Genomic DNA, 23,120 nt, shown 5'->3' with positions numbered 1-23,120 from the left:
TCATCATGACAATATACTCGTTTTTACCTAGCACCTCGGAGCGTCTGCTGCGTCGCCGTATAATTCCGCCATGAATGAAACGACCGTTGACCATCGGACCCGCGTCGCGGCAGAGCGTCGCGAGCGCATGCGCTCCCGGCTGATCGAAAGTGCGATGCTGGTGTTCGCAGAAAAGGGAGTCGGCGCAAGCGTCATCCAGGACGTCATTGCTGCCGCGGAGGTATCGCAGGGCACTTTCTACAAGTACTTCCGCACCAACGAGGATCTGCTCGCCGCAGTAACGCAGGAGCTGAACGACGAGTTGCTGCGCTTGATCGAAACGGAAGTCCACGGCTACGGGGATCCGGCGCTGCGCATCGCGTGTGGTGTGCGCATGTTCCTGCACGCCGCGCGCGCGTATCCGCTGCTGGCGCGCTTCATTTGCGCGGCCGGCCTGCATTCGGCGGGGCCGAGCAGCCTGATTTACGTGTTCCTGCCGCCCCACATCGAGCAGGGGCTGGCACTGGGACGTTTCAGCGATGTCGGCGTCGGAACGGCACTCGACGTGATCGCCGGAACCGCGCTCGCGACGATCCTCAGAATCACCAACGAAGGCCCGCAAAACGTCGCTCCAGAGCCCGTCGTCGCAGCAATTCTGCGCGCACTGGGCGTCGAGTACCTCGAGGCGGAAAAGTTGGTCGAAACGGCATTACCGCCGATCGAAACGCCCGTTGCGTCACTGCTCGAACGCGGACATGCAAGGATGCAGGCTCAACTGCCTCCCGGAATTCGGCAGCCGCCGCCATTTCGCTCCTAAGACCATTCAGGTAGTCCGCGACCGTCACGATGTTTTGCGATCGCCAGATCGGCCGGCATCGATGTACTCACCGGCCAAACGACCGTTCAGCGACGCGTAGAAGGGGGCCGGCCGGAATTCGCAACAAAGCCGCCACACATCTCGGCCTAAGCTGTTGTGCTGAAGTTCCCGCAGAATTGCCCCACTTGGCCTGAACTTCTCATCGAATTTTTGTCCGCGTGACTGAATACACTTTGTTCCCACCGTCGACGTAGTTTCCACTCAATCGCTGCATGGCGGGAGAGCACGCCATGATGCTTTCCGCACCACCATCGGATCGGTCGCCCGCTTGACCCTGAACCGGAATTAGTGCTGTTCATGCCCCACCCTGAAGGACAAGCACAAGTTCAGCGTCGGCTTGAATATCCAGGCAACCGCGACGGCACGCATGCGCTCGCTGCTCGCGACATCGCCGACGATCCAGCGGCGACCTTCGTTGCCGCGCTGGCGGCCCGCATGCATGTGAGCGAACGGACGTTTGCGCGCAGTTTCCTCAAAGAGACCGGGCTCTCGCCGGCCCGTTACGTGCGGGCTGCGCGGGTCGAGCGGGCGAAGGCGCTGCTGGAGCGGGCCGACTGGCCGCTCGAACGGATAGCCGAACGTTCGGGATTCGGAAGCGTGGATGCGTTACAGCGTGCGTTTGCAAAATGCGTCGGAGCATCGCCGCGAGACTATCGTGCGCGGTTCGGGCAACAACGCCGGGCAAACCCGAAGACATAGGGTTTCAGGCAACGCAACGCGCATGGCGCCGGCAGAATCATGCACAATGCTCCGCATCTGAGTGGCGGAGATTTGCCCGTGGGGATCAACTTCGATTTAACCGACTTGCAGGCATTTCGCGCGGTAGTGGAAATGGGAAGTTTCCGAAAGGCCGCAGAGGCGGTCAGCATTTCCCAGCCTGCCTTGAGTCGCCGGATCGACAAGCTCGAGGAAGCACTCGGCGTGCGACTATTCGAGCGCACCACGCGCAGCGTCTCGCTCACCACAGTCGGTCGCGTGTTCGCCCAGAGCGCCGAACAACTGCTCGACGATCTCGACGCTGCCCTGCTCGGCATTCGCGACGTGTCATCGAGCCGCCTGGGCCACGTGACCATCGCGTGCGTTCCCTCGGTGGCTTACTACTTTCTGCCCACCATCATCGCGAGCTATCATCACCGCTTTCCGCGCATCCGGGTCAAGCTGCTGGATGCGAGCGCGAACGAGGTGCTGGGCGCCGTGATCAGCGGCGAGGCCGATTTCGGCGTGAGCTTCATGGGTAGCCAGGAAGCCGAGATCGAGTTCAAGGTGTTGCTCCAGGAGCGGTTCGTTGCGGCCTGCCGCCGCGACCACCCGCTCGCGCGCAAGAAGCGCGTGACCTGGAACGAACTTTACGAACACGATTACGTGTCCGTGGACAAGACTTCCGGAAACCGCCTGTTGCTCGACCAGGCACTTGCCGCCGTGGCACCGCGTGTGCCGAGCGTCTGCGAGGCGCGCCACGTCACGACCCTGCTCGGATTGATCGAAGCAGGGCTCGGCGTCGCCGCAGTGCCCTCAATGGCGATGCCCGTGCATGACCACCCTATTCTGACGAGCGTGCCGCTCGTCGAACCGGTCGTCAAACGACGCGTGGGAATCGTGAAACGGCGCGGACGACCGCTCACACCGGCCGCCGAAGCGTTTCACAAGATGATCATCGAGGCAAAGCGCGGCGGGATCGCAAGCAGCGGTGCGTCGGTGTGACAACGACAGAAGAGACACGAAGGAATACCGTACAGTGAGGTTGGTCAGGCTGCTTAAATCGCTTTATGTGCAGGTCCTGCTCGCGATGATGCTCGGCGTGACCGTCGGTCATGTATGGCCGGAAGCCGGCGCGACGCTCAAGCCCCTCAGCGATGCGTTCGTTGGCCTTGTGAGGATGACCATCGCGCCGATCGTCTTTTGCACGATCGTCTCCGGCATCACGTCACTGGCGAACGGGAAAGCAATCGGCCGCACAATCGTTCGGGCTTTGGCACTTTTCTATCTGCTGACCGCCGTCGCGCTCGCGATCGGACTCGTCACCGCGTTCGTGCTGCGCCCCGGCGCCGGCATGCACATCGACGTCCACCATCTCGATTCGAACATCCTTGCCCAGTACGTGAAGGATGCGCAGCCACGCGGGCTCGTGGCGTTCGGGCTGAGCGTGGTCCCCGATACGATGCTCGGCGCGTTCGAGAAAGGCGAGGTGTTGCCGGTGCTGCTGCTGTCGCTGCTGTTCGGCTTCTCGCTGAATGCACACCGGCAGGCAGGCAGGCCCGTTCTTGCACTGATCGACGGTGTCGCCCAGGTCGTCTTTCGTGTGCTCGCGATGATCATGCGGCTCGCGCCGCTCGGCGCATTCGGCGCGATGGCGTTCACGGTGGGCCGTTTCGGCATCGGTTCGGTCGGCTCGCTTGCGAAGCTGATGGCGTCCTTCTACGTGGCCTGCGTGCTGTTCGTCATGCTGGTGCTCGCACCGCTCGCGCGACTGCACGGTTTCGCGCTGTGGCGGCTCTTACGCTACATGCGCGAAGAGTTGCTCATCGTCCTCGCGACATCGTCCACGGAGCCGGTCCTGCCGCGTCTGATCGTCAAGCTGGAAGCGCTCGGCTGCGAAAAAGGCATCGTGGGGCTCGTGCTGCCGGCGGGCTACTCCTTCAATCTGGACGGTACCGCGATCTATCTGACGCTCGCGGCATTGTTCATCGCGCAGGCGTGCGACGTGCCCCTCTCCGCGTCGCAGATCGCGGCGATGCTCGCGATCATGCTGCTCACGTCCAAGGGCGCGGCCGGCGTGTCCGGCAGCGGGCTCGTTGCGCTGGTCGCGACGCTCGCCGTCATGCCCGACTTGCCCGTCGCCGGCGTGGCGCTGCTGGTCGGCATCGATCGCTTCATGTCCGAGGCACGCGCGCTTACCAGCGTGATCAGCAATGCCTGCGCGGTGATCTTCGTGTCGTCGTGGGAAGGCGCGTGCGATCGTACACGTCTTGTGCAGACGCTCGCCGTGGCCGGGCCGGCCTCCCCGAATGGGACCGATGAAGACACTGTCGCGGCAGATGCCGGCGGTGACGGGAAGGCGGTCTGACGCAAGCCTTCCCGCCGATCGAGCTCAATGAGCGGAAACGGAATCCAGTCCGGTCGATTTCACGTCGGCCTGCACGTCGGGCGACGCAAGATAGTCGAGCAGCGCCTTCGCTTCCTTCGGATGCTGCGCGCCAACGGGGATGCCGGCGGCGAAGCGCGTGACGGACTGCAGCGATTCGGGAATCTTGTCGACGAAGGTCGCCCCCTTGACCGGCAGCAGCTCGCTGACCTGCTGGAAGCCGATTGCGTAGTCGCCGTTCGCGACGACAGAAGCGACCGGAATCCGCGGAATCATCTTCGCCTTCGACTTCACCTGCTCCTCGATGCCGAGCTTCTTGAACAACTCGCGTTCGATATACACGCCGCTCGCGCTGTCCGAGTAGGCGATCGACTTCGCGTGCAGCAGCACCTGCTTGAGACCTTCGGTGGTGCTGATGTCGGGCTTTGCAGCGCCTTCGCGCACGACCATGCCGATGCGCGAGTCGGCCAGCTCGACGCGGGATCCGGGGATGACCTTGCCTTGCTTGATCAGTTCGTCCAGCGCGTAGCCGACCATGATGACGGCGTCGGCGGGCTCGCCGCGCGCGAGCCGGTTCGGAATCGCTTCGGGCGACTGACCCATCGACGGGCCGAGCGCGGTATCGAGCGTATTGCCGGTCGTGGACGCGAACCGGGGGCCGAGCAGTTTATAGGCGGCGGTGAAGCCACCCGAGCTCATCACGTGGAGCTCGGCCGCCTGCACGTTGGCCGCAAACGCCGCGGTGGCGACGAGCGCGGACGCGCAAAATTTCAGGAGCTGATTTCTCATGGTCGTGGTCGTGCGAATTCGTGTGTGTTGGTGAAGGTCCGGATGGGCCGAACATCAATGCGCCGGCGTGAGCGTCGCCGTGCGGTGACGGTAGAGCGCGAACGTCGCAAGCAGCGCGCACACCGCGGCGAAGCTCATCCAGTAGCCGGGTGCGGCCTTGTCGCCCGTCATGTGAATGAGCCCGGTCGAGATGGCCGGCGTGAAGCCACCGAACACGGCGGTCGCGAGGCTGTAGGCGAGCGAGAAGCCCGCGACACGCACCTGCACCGGCATCACTTCGGTGAGCGCGACGACCATCGCACCGTTATAGATCCCGTACATGAACGAGAGCCAGAGCAGGACGAGCAGCATGTTGGCGAACGACGGCGCGTGAGCGAGGAACGACAGCGCCGGATAGGCGGTCACGACGGTGAGCATTGTCATGCCGACCAGCAGCGGCCGACGGCCGATCCGGTCGGACAGCGCACCGCCGATTGGCAGCCACACGAAGTTCGACACACCGACGCAAAGCGTCACGAGCAGGCTGTCGGCGGTGCTCAGATGCAACACCGTCTTGCCGAAGGTCGGCGCATACACCGTGATCAGATAGAAGCTCGTGGTGGTCATCGCGACCAGCATCATGCCGGCAACCACGACGCCCCAGTTCTGAACCAGCGTACCGAACACTTCCTTCATTCCCGGGCGATGCTTGCGCGCCTTGAACTCCTGGGTTTCCTCCAGGTTGCGGCGCAGCATGAAGATGAACGGCACGATCATGCAACCGACGAAGAACGGCACGCGCCATCCCCAGGCGGCGATCTGCGATGCGCTCAGCCACTGATTGAGCGCAAAGCCGAGGCCCGCCGCGATGACGATTGCGACCTGTTGGCTGGCCGACTGCCAGCTCGTGAAGAACCCCTTGCGGCCGGGCGTCGCCAGCTCGGCGAGATAGACCGATACGCCGCCCAGTTCGGCACCTGCGGAAAAGCCCTGCAGCAGCCGCCCGATCAGCACGAGCACGGGCGCCAGCAGGCCGATCGTCGCGTAGCCCGGCACGAACGCGATCAGGATGGTGCCGCTCGCCATGATGGACAGCGTGACGATCAGGCCCTTGCGGCGGCCGACCTCGTCGATGTACGCGCCCAGCACGATGGCGCCCAGCGGGCGCATCAGGAAGCCGGCGCCGAACACGGCGAAGGTCATCATCAACGATGCGAATTCGCTTTGCGCGGGGAAGAAGACATTGGCGATCTGCGTGGCGTAGAAGCCGAACAGGAAGAAGTCGAACTGCTCGAGAAAATTGCCGGCCGTGACGCGAAAGATCGCAGCGGCCTTCGAACGTTCGGCCGGAAGGCTGGACGAGGGGTGCATCGGGGTGTCTCCTGAAAAACCTGAAATACGCGGGATGAGGCTGGTCGATTGTCGTTTTCTGGAATGTTCGCCCGGCATCGATCAAACGATAAGTGCGATTTTTGGAAGGATTGATGCAACGCGGTTATCAATCGACGCGACCTCGCCTGTTTCGATCACCGCCTGTCCCGCCGAACGTCGCGCCGCACGGGGTCAGGATGGCACGATCCTCGCCCGCAACCCGCCGTTGAACGGCAACCAGATGGTCCGCTTGCGTTGCTCGAAAGCGTTCGAGCGGATGGTGAGCCGCGAATCGGGCACGCGCTGTCGTATCAGGCGGACATGGCGCTCTACCGCGCCAAGTGCGAAAGCCGGAACCGGGTGTGTGGCGAGGCGTGCGGGCCGCGGACGGCGTCGCGTTGTTGTCCTGACGACAAGGGCGCCGGCGTAGCGCAGCGTTTTCCGTGGGACACGACGGCGAGCTTCGAGTGCGTTCGCCGCCGACCCGTACGGCATCGCAGCATCGCGGCGATCATCGGTGCGACGCGCGTGCGCAGCCGCGGCCGACGCCGTTTCACTGCTCCGGTTCGATATAGGCTGCCAGTTCTTCCGGCTTTCCGGACGGAAACGCGTCCTTCAGGTGATCGAGAAATGCGGAAACGCGCACGTTCAACAATCGCCTGGACGGGTACAGCGCCCACAGTGCGATATCGGGCCCCGGCACGTCGCCCCAGCTGACGAGTGTGCCGGCCGCCAGGTCGCGGCTCACGAGCGATACCGGGAGGCAAGCCGCGCCGAGGCCCAGACGCACCGTATCGCGCACCATGACCAGCGACGACAGCCGGGCCACGGGCTCGATCGCGATGCGTGACGTTCCGGCCGGGCCCGTCACGTCCCATGCGGTGCGCCGGTCGTCGGCCCCGCGTACGACGGCCGGTGCGGGCGCATCGCTGGTGGGCCGAGCCAGTTCGGGCTTCGCGACGATGACGAGCCGGTCGCGCAGGAACACACGCCCGATCAGGCTTTCGTCAGGATCCGGGTTCACGCGGATCACGAGGTCGTACCCTTCGTCGATCATGTCGACGGGCCGATCTTCCGTCGTCACCTCCAGCCGGACGTCCGGGTATTTCAGCGCGAACGTCGCCACCAGCTTCCCCATCGCGAACTGGGAAAAAAGCATCGGCGCGCTGATGCGCAGCCGGCCGCGCGGCCGCTCGCTCCCCGATGCAATCGCCGAAGCGCTGTCCGCAAGCTCCGCGAGCAGCGTGCCCGTCCGCTCGTAGAGCGCGCGCCCTTCCTGCGTGAGCTTCACGCCGCGCGAGCCGCGCTCGAACAGACGCAGCGACAGACTGTTCTCCAGTTCCGCGACGCGGCGCGACAGCGTCGCCTTCGGGCGCCCCGCCACCCGTGCGGCTTCGCCGAAGCTGCCATGGCGGGCGACGAGATTGAAATCGGCGAGCGCAAGCAGGTCCATGTGTTCCACCAGTGAGACGACATGTCTATTTACCACACCTTCCGGATCGTGTGTGGATCACCTACCTTACGTGGGCAGGTCAACCCAACCGATATCTCAGGAGCGAACATCATGACCATTCTCATTACAGGCGCCACCGGCCGTGTGGGCCGCCAAGTCGTCCGTCAACTCGTCGATCGCGGCGCCGACGTGCGCGTGCTGGTGCGCGATCCTTCCAGGGCCGACTTTCCGGCGGCAGTGACGGTCGTGCAGGGCGACATGCTCGACATCGAGGCCCTTCGCACGGCGTTCTCCGGCGTACGCACGCTGTTTCTGCTCAACGGCGTGGCGGGAGACGAATTCACGCAGGCGCTGATCGCGCTGAACCTCGCCCGCGAATCCGGTATCGAGCGCGTCGTCTATCTGTCCGTCCTCCGCGCCGACCGCTTCGTGAACGTGCCGCACTTCGCGGTGAAATCCGGCGCCGAGCGGATGATCGAGCAAATGGGCTTCAGCGCGACGATCCTGCGGCCCGCGTATTTCATGGATAACGAATCGATGGTCAAGGACGTGATCGTCGAGCACGACATCTACCCGATGCCGATCGGCAGCAAGGGCGTCGCGATGGTCGACGTGCGCGACATCGCGGAAGTCGCGGCAATCGAGCTGATCCGCCGCCACGACACGCCCGGCAAGTTGCCGGTCGAGACGATCAACCTGGTCGGGCCGGACACGCTGACGGGCCCGCAACTGGCGGCCATCTGGTCGGACACGCTCGGTCGCCCGATTACCTATGGCGGCGACGATCCCTCGCCGTTCGAACACAACCTGGCGAAGTTCATGCCGAAATGGATGGCCTACGAAATGCGGCTGATGGCCGAGCGCTACGTCAGCGACGGAATGGTGCCGGAGGCAGGCGATGTCGAGCGGCTGACCGCGATCCTCGGCCGCCCGCTGCGGACGTATCGCGACTTCGCGGCAGCGCTCGCCCGCTGAGCGCGATGCCGAGCCTTCATGCTCCGTGCGGCATCGAAAGCCATGCAAGCAAAACCCGGCGGTCGCGGCATAGCATTGCAGGTTCCGGTGGGCTCACGGCAGTGTGCAAGGCAACGCTTTCGGCACCTCGGCGGCGGCCCGCCTCGTCAGAAATCGCCCCTGTCAGACTGCCTCGCAGCGCCCGCGGCCATCGCACAACATGGCCGATCTTCGGCGGATCCTCGCGCAGCGTTAGAATAGCGCCCCTTCTCATGGGAGACGACAATGTCCTGGTTCGTTTACGAAGTGCCCGAATATCACGAAGACGCTGCACGCGTCGAACCCTTCAGCGACCTGCGTAGCCGTGTGCTGGAAGTCGGTGGCCTACCCATGGCCGACGAACTGGAAAGCGTTCGCGAGAACGCCGCGGTGACAGCGGACACACCCGAGCGCCCCCTGCGGACTCCGGAAAATCCGCAGGTCTTTCCCATTCCTTACGCCGACTCCATGATCCTGGTCGGGTTTATCTTCGATCTGAAACGCGAATTCCGGCAACTGGTCGTGTCACCCGTGGAAATGCCCTGGCTGAAAGACGCGTAAAAGGTGGCCGGAACGGAAACCGACGGGAGCGTTGCGTCTGCTCTGGAGCCCGGTCCGAATATCCAGCGAACGTTGTCGGATACCGGGCCATTGGGAGGGCGACTTGCTCATTAGCCTGAATCGGTCCGCCATCGGGACGCTGGTGGAGAGATCCAAGCAACACGTTTCGACATCTCCCACTCTCGCCAGAGCAAGACGCGGAAATCCGGCACTATATAAAGAGGAAGGAGCAAAGGGGCGAGCAATGGGATACCCCTGAGCTGGCAATGATGCTCGGAGACATGCTTGCCCCTCCGCCAAGCGACAATGAGGAGCCAGAGCCTGCCGTTGAAGAAACGAAACTAGCCTGCGAGTTTGCATTGGCATCGGTCGACGAAGCCATGGAATCTGTTTCCGCAAGCGAAGAACGGCTCGCTGCGGTGGAAGCCGAGAAAATGAAGCACCACAGATGATAGGGGTTTGCCGGCGCCCACGTGTCACGTCCACGACTTGTCGATCGCTCGCGGCGGCCATCGTGGATACACCCGGAAGAACAACGTGCCGATCCCTCGGTTTGTCTTCCGAAGCGAGCAAAGACGCTATTGTCGACAGGAACTGACATTCGAGCGTCCACCTGGCCTCCTGTTGACTCCTCCTTGCCGACAACCGTCGGTAGCCGCCGGCTGCGAGCACCTGATACGTTCCTTCAGCACTTGTCGGCTGCGCTTGCCGAGTGTAGGCCGTGACTGTGCGCATCGCGTGCTGATGACTATCAATCTCGTTTGCATGCCGTTCGACGACGTCTGCACACGGCCACGCGCGACACCGAGTGGCCGTTCTGGAGCCGCATGAAAGGCTCTTTGCGACCCAGTGCTGCCCCTCAAATGAGATTGACGACCGTCAGGTTCCGGCCCGAGATGAGACGATCACGGATGAGACCACGTCGACGACTTGCGAAATTGGAGTTCTGGATGAAAGGCTGCTAGCCTCACGCACGCGAGCTCGGCGCGGCCTACGGAAAGTCTTCACGGCGCTCCGCCCATGTCAGGATCGCATCCAGTGCCGGGCACAACGCCTGGCCCCAATCAGTCAGGCGGTAGTCCACCTTCGGCGGCACCTGGTGATAGACCGTGCGCGTTACGATGCCGTCCGCTTCGAGGCGGCGTAGCTGCTGGGCAAGCATCTTCTGCGTGATGCCGGGGATCAGCCTCTCGAGGTCCGAAAAGCGCCTCACTTGCCCACCGAATAGGTGGAACAGGATCACCAGTTTCCAGCGGCCTTCCAGCAGCTTGAATGCGGCTTCGACATCGATTGCGGCAGTCGCGGGGGTATAGTTTTTTCGGTTAGCCAAGGGTTACTTACTTTTATGTGCGTTCTTGCGATGCGGTAACTGTAGCGCCATGATCAGGGCATGCAAACCTTCACGTTGAGGTGAACCCCGATGAACATGATGCTGCCTCCGCCGCTTGATGCCTATCTGCTCGCGGAAACCATCACCGACACCGCCCCTCTATCGAACTGCTTTACCGCCGATGCCGTCGTGCGGGACGAAGGCCGCACGATCAAGGGGCTGGAAGCCATCCAGGCCTGGAAGAAAGACAGCAAAACCAGGTACCAGTACAGCATTGAGCCGCTGGACGTATCGCAGGACGGCGCCACCGTGACGATGCGCGCACGGCTGACGGGCACCTTCCCAGGTAGCCCAGTTGAGCTGACCTATACGTTCGTCCTGGCCGGCGGCAGGATTGCATCGCTGGAGATTCGCTAATGAGCTCCGCACCCGAACTTCTGGGGCTTCGGGCGCTCGTTACGGGCGGAACCAAAGGCGTCGGCAAAGCCGTTGTCGTACGCCTTTGCGAGGCAGGTGCGAACGTTCTGACGACCGCGCGTTCCCGTCCCGATGAGCTTGCCGAAGAACGGTTCATCGGGGCGGACATCACGACGGCCGAGGGCTGTAAAGCCATTGTCGACGCCGTGCTGGAGCGGTTGGGGGGCGTTGATATAGTCGTGCACGTAGCGGGCGGCTCATCTGCACCGGCCGGTGGCTTCAGCGTGCTAGATGACGATGAATGGAACAAGGCATTGAGCCTGAACCTATTCCCGGCAGTGCGCATCGATCGCGCGCTGTTGCCCTCGATGGTCGAGCAGCGTTCGGGCGTCATCATCCATGTCACGTCGATCCAGCGTCAATTGCCGTTGCCGGAGGCGACGATTGCCTATGCCGCCGCCAAGGCTGCCCTGTCAAACTACAGCAAAGCCTTGTCCAAGGAGGTCAGTCCGAAGGGCGTTCGCGTCGTGCGTGTCTCCCCGGGCTGGGTCGAGACCGATGCCGCCGCTGGTCTCGTTGCCGAGATCGCCCGACAAAGCGGTATCGACACGGAAAGCGCCCGCAAGATCATCATGGATTCGCTCGGTGGCATTCCTCTCGGCCGACCATGCTCGCCTCGGGAGGTTGCGGAGCTCATTGGCTTTCTAGTCTCCGCGCGGGCCAGCGCAATCACCGGCACTGAATACGTCATCGACGGAGGAACTGTTCCGACTGCGTGATCTGAGCCACTTGCCCGGCCGCCCCGGTGCCGAACCTGTTTGCCAACGGACTGGCAGTCATGACCAAGCCTCTTCCGCGAGACAGGGCTTCTGTTCGCGACCGCCGCAACGGTCGACGATCCGAAGAGTACAGCATCATTGACGACCGTCTCTTCTTGGTCCGGGAGCGGGCGGTCGTAAATCTTCTTTGAACGACTCGAACTGGCCGGTTCCGGTCCATAGACACCGGCTTGCTTTACGGCGCATCGACTGGGATCGGCGGCACCGCGCGCAAGCTCGACCAGATTTCGTCCGACGGGATCGGCAACAATCTGAATGGCACGCTGGCGCATGCAAACCAGTTGTTCGGCCACCTCGACGAGCGGGTCGTGCAGCAGGCACGGGACATGCTGGCCGCACAACGCAAGTTCAACGCGTTTGAGTCGACGTTGCGGCAGGATTCGCCGATGCCATCCGACGTCCACGAAACCATGCAGGAACTGACCCGTACGCTCCAGTCGCTCAATGCACTCGCGGACTATCTGGAGCGTCATCCGGAATTGCTCGTATTTGGCAATAAAGGAGGTCAGTATCGATATCGCGTGCATCGCTCATTTTCGTTTGCGTGGTCGCCTGCGTCGGGCTGGCGGCGCTCGCCGCGTGCACTTCCCCGTCCACGGGGTTCTCCACGCTCGCGACCAACGACAGCGGGGGCAGCATCTCCGGCGTCAAATGCGACGCCGAATGATCAACATGCTCGTCGTCCATGTGCAGGCTCCCGTGGCCGGCAGCCGACTGGTCATGCAGACAAGTCCGACACGGGACGCCAGACTCGAGGACGATCGCTGGGCCTCACCTGTCGGCGACGAGATTCGCCGTGCTCTTTCAATTCCGGTGACGCACCTAGTCGAACGCGGTCGACGTGCATGGTGTCCCGCACGATGACGACCTTTTCGCACATCGCGTTGCCATCAAGATTTAGCGATTCGAATCGTGGTCAAGTTCGCACGTCCTGGTTAACGCGATATAGAGCAAGCACTTGGCACCGACCGGCAAACGCTGATTTGCCATAGCGTGATCTGCGAAAACATCTCCGAAGGCAACGATGCGCTCGTCGATGGCCACCACCTCCGAGCCCTGGAAGAAATCGCTTCTGAGATCGTCGTCGGTATTCGCGGGGTAGCCGCGAAGGCGGCCATTCGTGCGACGTCCGGATGGGCAACGTCCGACATGACGCCCGCATCGATCGTGCGCTGCCCCGCTTCGACATGCGCCGGCTGGACGACGTACGCCAGACTCGGCGCACCAAGTCAGCTGACGGGTACCGCACAAGCGCTCGGGGTGGCCTGATCGGCGACTGCGTCACCCCGTTGCGTCACTGTGCCGTCTCGGCCGCTTCCACGACTGGCAATGGCCGGCTTGCGATCTTCTCTGCTTCCGTGCGCTTGAGCCCCAGGGTATGCAGGAGCGTCGCCGCCGTGCGTTCCGGAAAATGCTCTCCGCTGAAGCCGAGTTCCTTGAGAACACCGGCTGCCGGCGCGCCCGGCGCGACGAAGTTAAGCTCGGCGGCAATTGCGGTCAGCACCGTACCGCCAACCGAAAGGAAGCCTATGAATGGGTCGGCGACCACGAAGCGCTTCTCAGCGATACCGCGCTTGATGTCCCGCAGCAGGCGTTGACCCAGGCCAAGCGTCAGGACGCGCGCCGAGAAGCCCTCGCGTATCAGGAAGTGTCCCCATACCGGCTCGCGCCGCGCGCGCATCAACGTATGCCGCACCGAGACGGAAATAATTTCCGCCGGGTCGGACAAGCCGCTGGCCAAGCGATCCAGTGAATCCGCGAACTCCTCGAATACCGATTCCACGAGGGTGGCGTAGATCGCCTCCTTCGATTCGAAGTGGTTGTAGAACGAGCCAAAGCCGACGTCGGCGGCCTCGGTGATTTCGTTGATGGCGACGCCTTCCATCCCCTTCTCGGCCATCAGTCTGAGCGCAGCGTCCAGCAGGCGGGACCGGGTCTCCCGCTTGCGGCGCGCGCCACGCGGCTCGCGCTCTTCGGCGACCGCGGGACTGGATGCTTCCGGAGCGGTGCGCTTGGGTGTCCGGCGACTCGGTGTATTCGTCATGACGTTTCCGATCCTTGTTCGTGCCCAAGTATAGATTGAAATGTCTACATTGACAAAATCATCATCTATGACTTTAATGTCATCAAACGCGGCAGACTAGCTCTCGAGAATCAATCGAACGACGAATGGAGAAACGATGGAGACACCTATGCACACGGGCGCCAGCGCGTCCTTTCACCACAACTCGCGCTCGTCGACGGAGCGCGTGCTGCCTTTGGCGCTCGGCGCACTGATCCCAGGACCCGGGTCAGCCGGCGCCACAATGGCCAATTGGCAGCCCCATCACGGGGTCGACGCCATGAGCGTCGACAAGGCTGCCGGGATACGCGTCGCCCGACGCGCGATCGGGCTCGCCGACGAAGCGCTGGGGACTTCCGGCACCTGCGACGAGGAGCGGCGCCTCCATGCGCAATCGACGATCGACCTCGCAATATTCATGGGCCGGTCAGTCCCATCGTGGGACGGTTCGATTGCATGCCTGCCGTTGCGCAGCAAGCCCCTCGATGCGACGGCGTGTGCCTTCGCGAGCGCCACTCGATCTGCCTGACTGTCATCCGCCATGAAACTGACCACCACACAACCGGCTCGCCACCCTCACCCCACAACGAAGGCATCGGCGCTCGCCTATTTGATCTTCGATCGCCCCGATCTCGACGAGGCCGAGCACTTTCTCAACGACTTCGGTCTCCGAACGGTGCTGCGGGATGACACGCAATTGCTGCTGCGCGGCACGGGCGCCGCACACTTCTGTTATGTCGCTCGCCACGCGCCCAAGGCCCGCTTCGTAGGCTTCGGATTGCGGGTCGACAGTCGTGCCGATCTGGAGGCGCTCGCCAAAGTCCCTGGCGCATCGGAGATCGAGGCGTCGGATTGGCCAGGCGGCGGCCATCGGGTGCGGCTCACCGATCCGTCGGGTTTTCGGGTCGACGCGATTGCGGGCCAGACACGGGCCGACACGTTGCCGCATCGTGCTCCGCTTCCGTTCAACTCGGTCGACACGCCCGTCCGGATCAACGAGACGCAGCGGCCGCCGGCGCACGCGCCCGAGATCATTCGTCTTGGGCACGTCGTACTCGAGCTGGCCGACTACCAGGAAACCTGCGCGTGGTACACGCAGCATTTCGGATTCCTCCCCAGCGATGTCCAGGTGCTACCGGACGGCTCCCCTGCGGTTGCGTTCATGCGGCTCGATCTCGGCGACAGGCCGGCCGATCACCATACGCTCGCGCTCGCCCAAGGGTTCGTGCCGACTTATAGCCATAGCGCGTACGAACTGGTCGACGCCGATGCCGTCGGCATGGGCCAACGCATGCTCCGCGACAACGGGTGGACGCACGCGTGGGGCATCGGCCGGCACATTCTGGGCAGCCAGATCTTCGACTACTGGCAGGATCCGTGGGGCGACAAGCACGAACACTATTGCGACGGCGACCTGTTCACGGCCGATGAGCCAACGGGCGTGCATGCAGTCAGCCGCGAAGCGATGGCGCAGTGGGGCCCGACGATGCCGCGCAGCTTCACGAAGCCCCGGTTCACGCCGTCGAGCCTCGCGGCGCTGTTTCGCAACCTGCGCCGCAGTCCCGATCTGACGGTCAGCAAGCTGCTGACCCTGGCGAAGCTGTTCGCCTGATCCCCATCCGTCTGTTCGACTCACGAGAGACCCATTCATGTCACTGCTTGTCCTGCACTTCCGGCATAACGGCCGCGCCCAATGGGGTGTGGTCGCCAACGGCGCCGTCACGCCGATTCCCGGCGACTTCGAAACAACCGCGAGCTTTCTCGCGGCGAATCCGGTTGAACGACTCGTCACGCTCGACGGATCGACTATTCCGGAGTCGGACGTGGAGTGGCTGCCACCGGTGACAGCCAACCAGCAATTCGTTTGCCAGGGTGCGAATTATCGTCGGCACATGATCGAATCGGGCATGGATCCGGACGCGAAAAAGTTCAACATGATCTTCACGAAGGCGACGAGCTGCATCGTCGCCGCCGACTCGCCGGTCGTGAAACCGCGGCACGTCCGGTTTCTCGACTACGAAATCGAACTCGGCCTCATCCTCAGACGAGACATCACGTCTCACCAGCAGATCACGGACGCGAACCTGCACGACTATGTCGCCGGCACCGTGATCGTGAACGACTATTCCGCGCGCGATGTCCAGATCCCGCAGATGCAGTTCTACAAGGGCAAGAGCTTCCGGACGTTTGGCCCGGTCGGCCCCTATCTGTGCCTGCTCGAACGGCGTGACTTCCCGAAGCTGAAGGCGCTCGACCTGACGTTGACCGTCAACGGCGCGGTGCGTCAGCAGGACTCGACATCGAACCTCGTCTATGGTCCAGCGGAAACGTTGACCGAGTTGTCGGGCGTGCACGACCTTCGCGCCGGCGACCTGCTCGCGACCGGCACGCCGGCCGGCTGCGCACTCAGCATCCCGTCGCCGCTCAAGCAGCGAGCTGTCGCGCTTTTTCCCGAATCCGTCAAGTGGAACATGTTCATGAAGGTGCAGGCGGGACGCGCGCAGTACCTGAAAGCCGGAGACATCGTCGAAGCCCGGATCGCGAGCCGCGATGGAACGATCGATCTGGGCGTGCAACGTAACGAGATTGTGGACGAAGCAGCATGAACGGCATCGCGACCCAAAACGACGTGCTGGCAATCGAAGCGCAGGGCCTTCCGCCGGATCTTCCGGCCAGCACATACGAGATGATTTGCGCCGGTGCGGCCATCGATCCGTCCGCCCCTGCCCTCTCTTTTTTCATGACCGCCGACGCGCACCGCGACGCCGAGTGCTGGACCTATCGCGAGCTGGTCCGTGACATCACGCGCACGACCAACATGTTCGCGCGCCTCGGTGTGAATTCGCAGTCGGTGATCGCTTATTTGCTGCCCAATCTTCCCGAAACGCATTTCGTGATCTGGGGCGGACAGGCGACCGGCATCGTATGCGCGATCAATCCGCTGCTTGAACGCGAAGCGATTGCTAATCTGCTCAAAGCGGCCGGTGCCAGCGTGCTCGTGACACTCGCGCCATTTCCCGGGATCGATCTCTGGCAAAAAGTCGCGGATATCCTTCATGAGGTCGAGCCGCTACGGCATCTGGTGCTGGTCGATCCGGCCGATCGCGTGCGGGGTACGGCGCAGTCGGCGGCACGCACGCTTCAGCGCGACGCGTGCGCGCAGCTGTACGGCGATGGCGGTTTGCGCAGCGCAGTGCCTGCGCACATCCAGATCCACGACTTCGGTACGGCGATCGCGCGGGAATCCGGTACTGCGCTCGACAATGCACGCCGCATTCAACCCGGCGACATGTCCTCCTTCTTCTGTACCGGTGGAACTACAGGGTTGCCGAAAATCGCGATGCGCAGTCACGGCAACGAAGTGGCGAATGCATGGAGCGCCGGGCGGTTCTTCGGCGACAGTATCGGCCCCGGCAAAACGACTTTTTGCGGCTTGCCGCTCTTTCACGTCAATGCTGCGATGGTGACCGGCCTTCTGCCTTTCTCGCGCGGCGCCCATGTCGTGCTCGGCACACCGCAGGGTTACCGGGGCGACGGCGTCGTCAAACGTTTCTGGGAAATCGTCGAACATCATCACATCAATTTCTTCAGTGGCGTCCCGACACTTTATGCTTCGCTGCTCGACATTCCTGTCGACGATCATGTTATCGACTCGCTCGAATACGGCCTGTGCGGTGCTGCGCCGATGCCGGTCGGCGTCTTCAGGGCTTTCCAGGAAAAGACGGGCATCCGGATTCTCGAAGGTTACGGCCTGACCGAAGGAACGTGCGTGAGCAGCGTCAACCCGACGACGGGCGAGCGCCGGCTGGGATCGATCGGGCTGCGCATCCCCTTCCAGGCAATGAAAGCAGTCGTCGTGGACAACGCGGGACGGTATCTGCGCGATTGCGCAGCTAACGAAGAGGGGCTGCTCGTCATCTCCGGGCCGAACGTTTTCAACGGCTACACGCGTCCCGACCAGAACAAGGCCCTATGGCTCGATCTCGGCGACGGCAAGCGCTGGCTCAACACTGGCGACCTCGGTCGCAGCGACGGCGACGGTTACTTTTGGCTGACCGGCCGCAAGAAGGATTTGATCATCCGCGGCGGACACAATATCGACCCTGCGACGATCGAGGAGTCCCTGCATCGGCACCCGGCGGTCCAGCTCGCCGCGGCAATCGGGCGCCCCGATGCATATGCCGGCGAATTGCCGGTCGCGTATGTTCAGCTCAAGCCGGGTATGACCGCTACCGAGCACGAACTGGAAGTGTTCATGCAGCAGGAGATCGCTGAACGCGCCGCCCTGCCCAAGCATGTCCGAATCGTCGAAGCGATCCCGCTCACGGGCGTCGGCAAGATATTCAAACCGGAACTCAAGTGCCGCGAGACGGGTGACGCGCTCCGCGCGGCATTGGACCAGGGCGGAGCCCCTGGCGCATCAGTCAACGTCAGGACCAACGATTCAAGCGGAATGTCGGTACTGGTCGAGCTGAGCGATCCCGGGCTCGAGACAGCGGCGCGCTTCGTGCTTGGACGTTTTCCGTTTGCGTTCTCGATTTCGATCGCCGCGAGGCCGATACGATCGCCCGGACCGACAGCGACAGATCTGCCGTGACGGAGAAGCGCGACTAGCCGGGATAACTCAAACTCAGAAAGCGGCTCGCCATACTCAATAAGGTATCCAAATTAATTTTCATTCGTGAATCGGATCGAGACTGAGGAGACAAAAAATGAATTTCACGCGAACGATGTGTTTCGCAGGCATGGCGGTTTTTATCTGCACAGCTGCACTTGCCGACAATGCAGATGCACAGACGGCCGGAAGCATCACCACATCGGTGGGATGGCTGCACATATCGCCACAGGGCGACGCAACGCCGCTGACCGTGCAAAGTGTTGGCGGCGTGACGGTGAATCAGCAACTGGCCGGTACCGGGGCGCATGCCAGCTCGACGGATACGATGGGAATCACCACCGAGTACTACGTCACCGACAACGTTGGTGTCGCCATGCTGTTTGGACTGCCACTGACAGTCAATCTGGTCGGTGACGGGACGTTGCAGAAGTACGGAACCCTCGGCACGACAAGGCCGATGCCGCCCGCCATCGAACTTCGATATCACCTGTTTTCAGCTGAATCGAAATTCCGCCCGTACGCAGGACTTGGCGTCAACTACACGTGGTTCACCCAGGTTCGGGCGACCAATCGCCAGTTCGTCTCCGACAGCTTTGGGCCGGGCGGCTCGGTGCGCGCGACACTCAGTGCATCGTGGAACCCGGTGTTCGAGCTTGGGGCGAGTTACGCGGTGACCAAACATTGGTCTGTCGGTGCTTCCGTCGGCTACATGCCGGTGAAGACCCACCTCACGTTATACGGACAGACCGCGACCGGGACGCAGATCGTTTCCACATCGACACTCCGACTCAATCCCGTCAACGTTTTCCTGAACGTCGCTTATACGTTCTAGCGGGTGCGCCCCGATGCCAGCCCCCCGCATGGAAGCAATACTTTGGATCGAACGATGAAACGACAGGCTCTCAAGACCATTCTTTTTGCATTGCCCAAGGTGCTGGACCTGACGGCGCGCCGCTTCCCCGCCTATCGCGATCGCCTCAAGGAGCGCAATCTCGTCGCGTGGATCGGGCTCATGGATCAAAGCATCGGTCGCGCCATCGAGTTCAGGAATGGCCGCATTCGGTCGCGTGCCGGCAAGCATTCGCGGCCCGATGTGCGCATGGCCTTCAAGGACGTCGCCACCGCCCTGAAGTTCCTTTCCCCGAGCCCGGACCAGGGCGATATCATCCACGCCGCCAAGAACTTCAAGGTGGTCACCGAGGGCGAGGACGAACTGCTGGTCTGGCTCATGCAAACCCTGAGCATGATGCGCACCGTCGGCCTGACGATGGGCACACCCATGCGCGACGGCACCCGACGCTACACGACCTGTACCAATGGCGGGCCCCTGTTCGTCTACGTCAAGGATGGCCGCATCGTCCGCGTGACGCCCATCGAGCTGGACGATACGGATGCGTCAAGCTGGGTGATCGAGGCACGTGGACGCCGCTTCAGCCCGCCACGGCGTGGATTGGTCGCGCCCCACGCGTTGACGCTCAAGTCGCTGGTCTACTCCGACAAGCGCATCCTTCACCCGATGAAACGGGTCGACTTCGACCCCGACGGCGAGCGCAATCCCCAGAACCGCGGCAAGTCCGGCTATGTGCGTATCAGCTGGGACGAGGCCCTGGACATCGTCGCCAAGGAGATCAACCGGCAGAAGCGCGTTCACGGTCCCGGTTCCATCACTTTCCCGATGTCGTCCCACCACCAGTGGGGCAACGTGGGCTACTACCTCAGCGCGCTGACGCGCTTCGCCAACCTGATCGGCTTCACCCGGGTCGCCGCGAATCCGGACAGCTGGGAAGGCTGGTACTGGGGCGCCATGCATCATTTCGGCAACTCGATGCGCGTCGGCGTACCCTCCGGCTATGGCGGCCTCGAGGATGGTCTCAAGGAAGCCGAAATGATCGTCTTCTGGTCCTGCGACCCCGAAAGTACCAACGGGGCGTACGCAGGATTCGAGGGAACGCCGCGCCGCCTGTGGGCCAAGGAACTCGGGATCGACTTCGTTCACATCGACCCGCACTGCAATCCGACCGCACAACTGCTGGGCGGCCGCTGGATCCCGATCCGGCCGCAAACCGATGCCGCCCTGGCTACCGCCATCATGTATGTATGGACCGTGGAGGGCCTGTACGACAAGGATTACGTCGCGACGCGCACGACCGGTTTCGACGATTGGAAAGCCTACCTTCTGGGCGAAACCGACGGTATCCCCAAGACTCCCGAGTGGCAGGAGAGCGAGACCGGCGTGCCGGCCAAGGACGCTCGTGCGCTTGCTCGCCTATGGGGAAAGAAAAAGGTTCATCTCGCCGTCGGGATGACCGGTGCGGGATTCGGTGGCGCGGGCCGCGGCGCGACCGGGGCGCAATGGGCGCGCTGCATGATCATGATGATGTCCATGCAGGGCTGGGGCAAGCCGGGAGTGAATTTCGGCTGCCTCGAAATCGGCGTTCCGCACGATCTCCAGTTCTACTTCCCTGGCTACGCGGACGGCGGCATTTCAGGCGACCTGGCGTGGACCGCCAATGCGGTGGACAACTACCAGCGCATGCCGCACATCCTGACCATGAACCCAGTCAAGCAGATGGTGCCGCGACAGCAGATGCCCGATGCGATTCTCAACGGTCACGCCACCGGTTATCTCTGGGACGGCATGTCCCAGGAAGCCCAGTTTGCACCGTTCACCTACCCGATGCCCGGCTATTCGCCGATCCACATGATCTATCGCTACGGCGGATCCGCGTTCAGTACCGTGACGAATTCCGGACGCTGGACGGAGGCCTACCGGCACTCCAGCATCGAGTTCGTCGTCAATCAGTCGATCTGGATGGAAGGCGAAGCCCAGTTCGCCGACATCATCCTGCCCGCGTGCACTTCGCTGGAGCGTTGGGACATTGGAGAATGGGCGAATTCGGGTGGCTACGCCCACCACGGGTATGGCACGGTCAACCATCGCATGCTGACGCTGCAGCACAAGTGCATCGAACCCTTGGGCGAGTCCCGCTCCGACTACGACATTTTCACTGCCATCCTGACTCGGTTGGGCCTGGGTGGCATTTTCACCGAAGGCTGTGGCGATCTTGACTGGGTCAAGCGCGTCTTCGACTCGTCGGATCTGCCCGATCACATTTCGTGGCGCGAATTCTGCCGCAAGGGCTACTTCGTCGTGCCGCCCGAAAAGCCCGAGCTGCGCCATCCGGTGGACATGCGTTGGTATGCGGAAGGCAGGAAGAAGGACCTGCCGGAACCTCATCCGCTGCCGTCGCAGTTCTCGGAAAAGTTCGGCCGGGGCCTGCAGACGCCGAGCGGCAAGCTGGAGTTCGTGCCCGAGTTGCTGAAGCGGCACACTGCGGACAATCCCGAGCGGCCACCGCTCAACCGATATATCCCCTCGTGGGAGGGTCTGCGCTCGGACCTGGCCCGGCGTTACCCGCTGCAATTGATCGCCACCCACAGCCGCTACAGCTTTCATACCCATTGTGACGGCAAGAATTCTGCGGTGAACGGCATCGACGATCATCGCGCCCTGATCGCGGGGCACCGGTTCTGGCTGCTGAGGCTCAATCCGGCCGACGCCGCCGTTCGGCGCATTGCCCATCGCGATCTCGTCAAAGTGCACAACGACCGCGGCGCTGTGATCTGTGCGGCCGATATCTCGCCCTTGGTGACCGCTGGGGTGGTGAAATCCTACGAGGCGAGCGCTGAATTTCAGCTGATCGAAATCGACGGCGAGCAAGTCGAGATTGGCGGTTGCATGAACATGCTTACCCCCGACCGGCCGCAGACCTCCGGCACCAGCAGCATGAGCCCGAATTCCTGCCTGGTGCAGGTCGAGAAATGGCGCGGTGCCGAGGCGTTCATGCTCGGTCGCGCAGCGTGAGGAATTTCAAATGAGCAAGTGGAACCTGATTATCAAAGTCGGCCGTTGCGAGAACTGCCAGAACTGTGTGATCGCCGCGCGGGACGAGCACGTCGGCAATGACTTCCCCGGTTACGCGGCACCCGCCGCGGCCAACGCCGAGAGCCCCATCCGCATCCTGCGTCGTGTACAGGGTGCTTCGCACATGATCGAGACCACTTATCTGCCGGTCATGTGCAACCACTGCGACGACGCGCCCTGCATGCGTGTGGGCGGTAGCGCCATTCGCAAGCGCGCCGATGGCATCGTCATCATCGATCCGGACAAGGCACGAGGCCGAAAAGACATCGTGAAGGCGTGCCCCTACAAGGCGATCGTCTGGAACGAAGAACTGCAACTGCCCCAGATCTGGATCTTCGATGCTCATTTGCTCGACCAGGGTTGGTCCCGCCCGCGTTGTCAGCAGTCGTGCCCCACCGATGTCTTCGAGACGGTCAAGCTCGATGACAAGGCGATGGCCGAGAAGGCCCGGCGCGAGGGGCTCAAGGTATTGCGACCCAACCTGGGCACGAAGCCCCGCATCTGGTATAGCGGCCTCGAGCGCTGGGAAACGTACTTCGTCGGCGGAAGTGTCAGTGTCCAGGCAGGAGACGTGGTCGAGTGTGTCACGGATGCGGCCGTCGCCTTGTACGTCGGCAATCAGCAGGTAGCCGAAACCGTCTCGGACGGCTTCGGCGATTTCCGGTTTGACGGCCTGGCCAAGGGCAGCGGCCCCTACAGAGTCAAAATCCGACATGCCCTCGGCAATGCTTGGCGCGAGTGCGAATTGGGCGACGGCGTCTATCTGGGCGAGATCAGGCTCAGTCAGTCGACAAACGCCGTGGCGATGGAGTGCTCATGATCCGAGCAAGGCTGGCCGCTGCAGC

At 62.8% G+C, this 23,120-nt stretch carries 21 protein-coding genes and 3 pseudogenes; 19 read left to right on the top strand and 5 right to left on the bottom strand.

Going from position 1 to position 23,120, the window contains the following annotated elements:
* Positions 1-70: 70 nt before the first annotated feature.
* The 4 genes and pseudogenes from R9B84_RS17950 to dctA all read left to right on the top strand — a co-directional run bounded on the left by R9B84_RS17950 (position 71) and on the right by dctA (position 3,920).
* Entirely contained in the window at positions 71-796 is a 726-nt protein-coding gene (locus R9B84_RS17950; RefSeq protein ID WP_423760715.1) for a TetR/AcrR family transcriptional regulator, read from the top strand.
* Positions 797-1,138: 342 nt separating this feature from the next.
* Positions 1,139-1,555: pseudogene (locus R9B84_RS17945) on the top strand (helix-turn-helix domain-containing protein); the annotation flags it as partial.
* A 78-nt stretch (positions 1,556-1,633) separates the two neighbouring features.
* Positions 1,634-2,557, top strand: coding sequence for a LysR family transcriptional regulator (locus R9B84_RS17940; protein WP_423760714.1), 924 nt, complete (start codon positions 1,634-1,636; stop codon positions 2,555-2,557).
* Between the two features lie 34 nt (positions 2,558-2,591).
* Positions 2,592-3,920: a C4-dicarboxylate transporter DctA gene (gene dctA, locus R9B84_RS17935; protein ID WP_423760713.1), complete on the top strand. Its 1,329-nt coding sequence runs from the start codon at positions 2,592-2,594 to the stop codon at positions 3,918-3,920.
* 24 nt (positions 3,921-3,944) lie between these two features.
* Here dctA and R9B84_RS17930 read toward each other — a convergent pair whose 3' ends face one another.
* The 3 genes from R9B84_RS17930 to R9B84_RS17920 form a co-directional block, all read right to left on the bottom strand.
* A complete protein-coding gene (locus R9B84_RS17930) occupies positions 3,945-4,727 on the bottom strand; it encodes a substrate-binding domain-containing protein (RefSeq protein ID WP_423760712.1) in 783 nt (260 codons plus the stop codon).
* 54 nt (positions 4,728-4,781) lie between these two features.
* Complete coding sequence (locus tag R9B84_RS17925; protein ID WP_301803453.1) at positions 4,782-6,077, bottom strand: MFS transporter; 1,296 nt, start codon at positions 6,075-6,077, stop codon at positions 4,782-4,784.
* Positions 6,078-6,630: 553 nt separating this feature from the next.
* Positions 6,631-7,530 carry a LysR family transcriptional regulator gene (locus R9B84_RS17920; protein ID WP_423760711.1) on the bottom strand — a complete coding sequence of 300 codons (900 nt, stop codon included), beginning with the start codon at positions 7,528-7,530 and terminating at the stop codon, positions 6,631-6,633.
* A gap of 111 nt (positions 7,531-7,641) precedes the next feature.
* On the opposite strand from R9B84_RS17920, the gene R9B84_RS17915 reads away from it, so the two are divergent.
* The 3 genes and pseudogenes from R9B84_RS17915 to R9B84_RS17905 form a co-directional block, all read left to right on the top strand.
* On the top strand, positions 7,642-8,505 hold the full coding sequence (locus R9B84_RS17915) for an SDR family oxidoreductase (RefSeq protein WP_423760710.1): 864 nt from the start codon (positions 7,642-7,644) through the stop codon (positions 8,503-8,505).
* 264 nt (positions 8,506-8,769) lie between these two features.
* Entirely contained in the window at positions 8,770-9,084 is a 315-nt protein-coding gene (locus tag R9B84_RS17910) for a helicase (RefSeq protein ID WP_423760709.1), read from the top strand.
* Positions 9,085-9,233: 149 nt separating this feature from the next.
* A pseudogene (locus tag R9B84_RS17905) lies at positions 9,234-9,536 on the top strand (hypothetical protein); the annotation flags it as partial.
* 539 nt (positions 9,537-10,075) lie between these two features.
* Here the strand turns inward: R9B84_RS17905 and R9B84_RS17900 are convergent.
* Positions 10,076-10,414, bottom strand: a complete 339-nt coding sequence (locus tag R9B84_RS17900) for a winged helix-turn-helix transcriptional regulator (RefSeq protein WP_059972222.1) — start codon at positions 10,412-10,414, stop codon at positions 10,076-10,078.
* Positions 10,415-10,504: 90 nt separating this feature from the next.
* Between R9B84_RS17900 and R9B84_RS17895 the strand changes: the two genes are divergently transcribed.
* From R9B84_RS17895 to R9B84_RS17875, 5 genes and pseudogenes are all read left to right on the top strand, one after another.
* The gene (locus R9B84_RS17895) at positions 10,505-10,831 is read left to right on the top strand and encodes a nuclear transport factor 2 family protein (protein ID WP_423760708.1); all 327 of its coding nucleotides are present in this window, start codon (positions 10,505-10,507) and stop codon (positions 10,829-10,831) included.
* Positions 10,831-11,610, top strand: a complete 780-nt coding sequence (locus tag R9B84_RS17890) for an SDR family oxidoreductase (RefSeq protein WP_423760707.1) — start codon at positions 10,831-10,833, stop codon at positions 11,608-11,610. Before R9B84_RS17895 ends, R9B84_RS17890 begins: the two co-directional genes overlap by 1 nt.
* A gap of 254 nt (positions 11,611-11,864) precedes the next feature.
* Positions 11,865-12,173: pseudogene (locus R9B84_RS17885) on the top strand (mammalian cell entry protein); the annotation flags it as partial.
* The gene (locus tag R9B84_RS17880) at positions 12,115-12,534 is read left to right on the top strand and encodes an ABC-type transport auxiliary lipoprotein family protein (RefSeq protein WP_423760981.1); all 420 of its coding nucleotides are present in this window, start codon (positions 12,115-12,117) and stop codon (positions 12,532-12,534) included. The pseudogene R9B84_RS17885 and the gene R9B84_RS17880, both read left to right, overlap by 59 nt.
* A gap of 129 nt (positions 12,535-12,663) precedes the next feature.
* The gene (locus tag R9B84_RS17875) at positions 12,664-12,939 is read left to right on the top strand and encodes a hypothetical protein (protein ID WP_423760706.1); all 276 of its coding nucleotides are present in this window, start codon (positions 12,664-12,666) and stop codon (positions 12,937-12,939) included.
* Positions 12,940-12,964: 25 nt separating this feature from the next.
* Here the strand turns inward: R9B84_RS17875 and R9B84_RS17870 are convergent, their stop codons facing one another.
* The gene (locus R9B84_RS17870; RefSeq protein ID WP_423760705.1) at positions 12,965-13,714 is read right to left on the bottom strand and encodes a TetR/AcrR family transcriptional regulator; all 750 of its coding nucleotides are present in this window, start codon (positions 13,712-13,714) and stop codon (positions 12,965-12,967) included.
* A gap of 136 nt (positions 13,715-13,850) precedes the next feature.
* Between R9B84_RS17870 and R9B84_RS17865 the strand changes: the two genes are divergently transcribed.
* The 7 genes from R9B84_RS17865 (at position 13,851) to R9B84_RS17835 (ending at position 23,095) form a co-directional block, all read left to right on the top strand.
* The gene (locus R9B84_RS17865) at positions 13,851-14,261 is read left to right on the top strand and encodes a hypothetical protein (RefSeq protein ID WP_423760704.1); all 411 of its coding nucleotides are present in this window, start codon (positions 13,851-13,853) and stop codon (positions 14,259-14,261) included.
* A gap of 12 nt (positions 14,262-14,273) precedes the next feature.
* Positions 14,274-15,344: a 2,4,5-trihydroxytoluene oxygenase gene (locus R9B84_RS17860; protein ID WP_423760703.1), complete on the top strand. Its 1,071-nt coding sequence runs from the start codon at positions 14,274-14,276 to the stop codon at positions 15,342-15,344.
* Between the two features lie 37 nt (positions 15,345-15,381).
* Entirely contained in the window at positions 15,382-16,338 is a 957-nt protein-coding gene (locus R9B84_RS17855; protein ID WP_423760702.1) for a fumarylacetoacetate hydrolase family protein, read from the top strand.
* The gene (locus R9B84_RS17850; protein ID WP_423760701.1) at positions 16,335-18,329 is read left to right on the top strand and encodes an acyl-CoA synthetase; all 1,995 of its coding nucleotides are present in this window, start codon (positions 16,335-16,337) and stop codon (positions 18,327-18,329) included. The genes R9B84_RS17855 and R9B84_RS17850 overlap by 4 nt, the downstream gene beginning before the upstream one ends.
* A 115-nt stretch (positions 18,330-18,444) precedes the next feature.
* A complete protein-coding gene (locus tag R9B84_RS17845) occupies positions 18,445-19,182 on the top strand; it encodes an OmpW/AlkL family protein (protein WP_423760700.1) in 738 nt (245 codons plus the stop codon).
* A gap of 54 nt (positions 19,183-19,236) precedes the next feature.
* Positions 19,237-22,215 (top strand): molybdopterin-dependent oxidoreductase, encoded by a 2,979-nt coding sequence (locus R9B84_RS17840; protein ID WP_423760699.1) that lies wholly within the window; start codon positions 19,237-19,239, stop codon positions 22,213-22,215.
* Between the two features lie 10 nt (positions 22,216-22,225).
* On the top strand, positions 22,226-23,095 hold the full coding sequence (locus R9B84_RS17835) for a 4Fe-4S dicluster domain-containing protein (protein ID WP_423760698.1): 870 nt from the start codon (positions 22,226-22,228) through the stop codon (positions 23,093-23,095).
* The last annotated feature ends 25 nt before the right edge of the window (positions 23,096-23,120 follow it).

This window comes from Burkholderia sp. NLJ2 (genome assembly GCF_049487195.1).
In the GTDB taxonomy this organism is placed as follows: domain Bacteria; phylum Pseudomonadota; class Gammaproteobacteria; order Burkholderiales; family Burkholderiaceae; genus Burkholderia; species Burkholderia pyrrocinia.
This window is presented reverse-complemented; position numbering and strand designations above follow the sequence as displayed.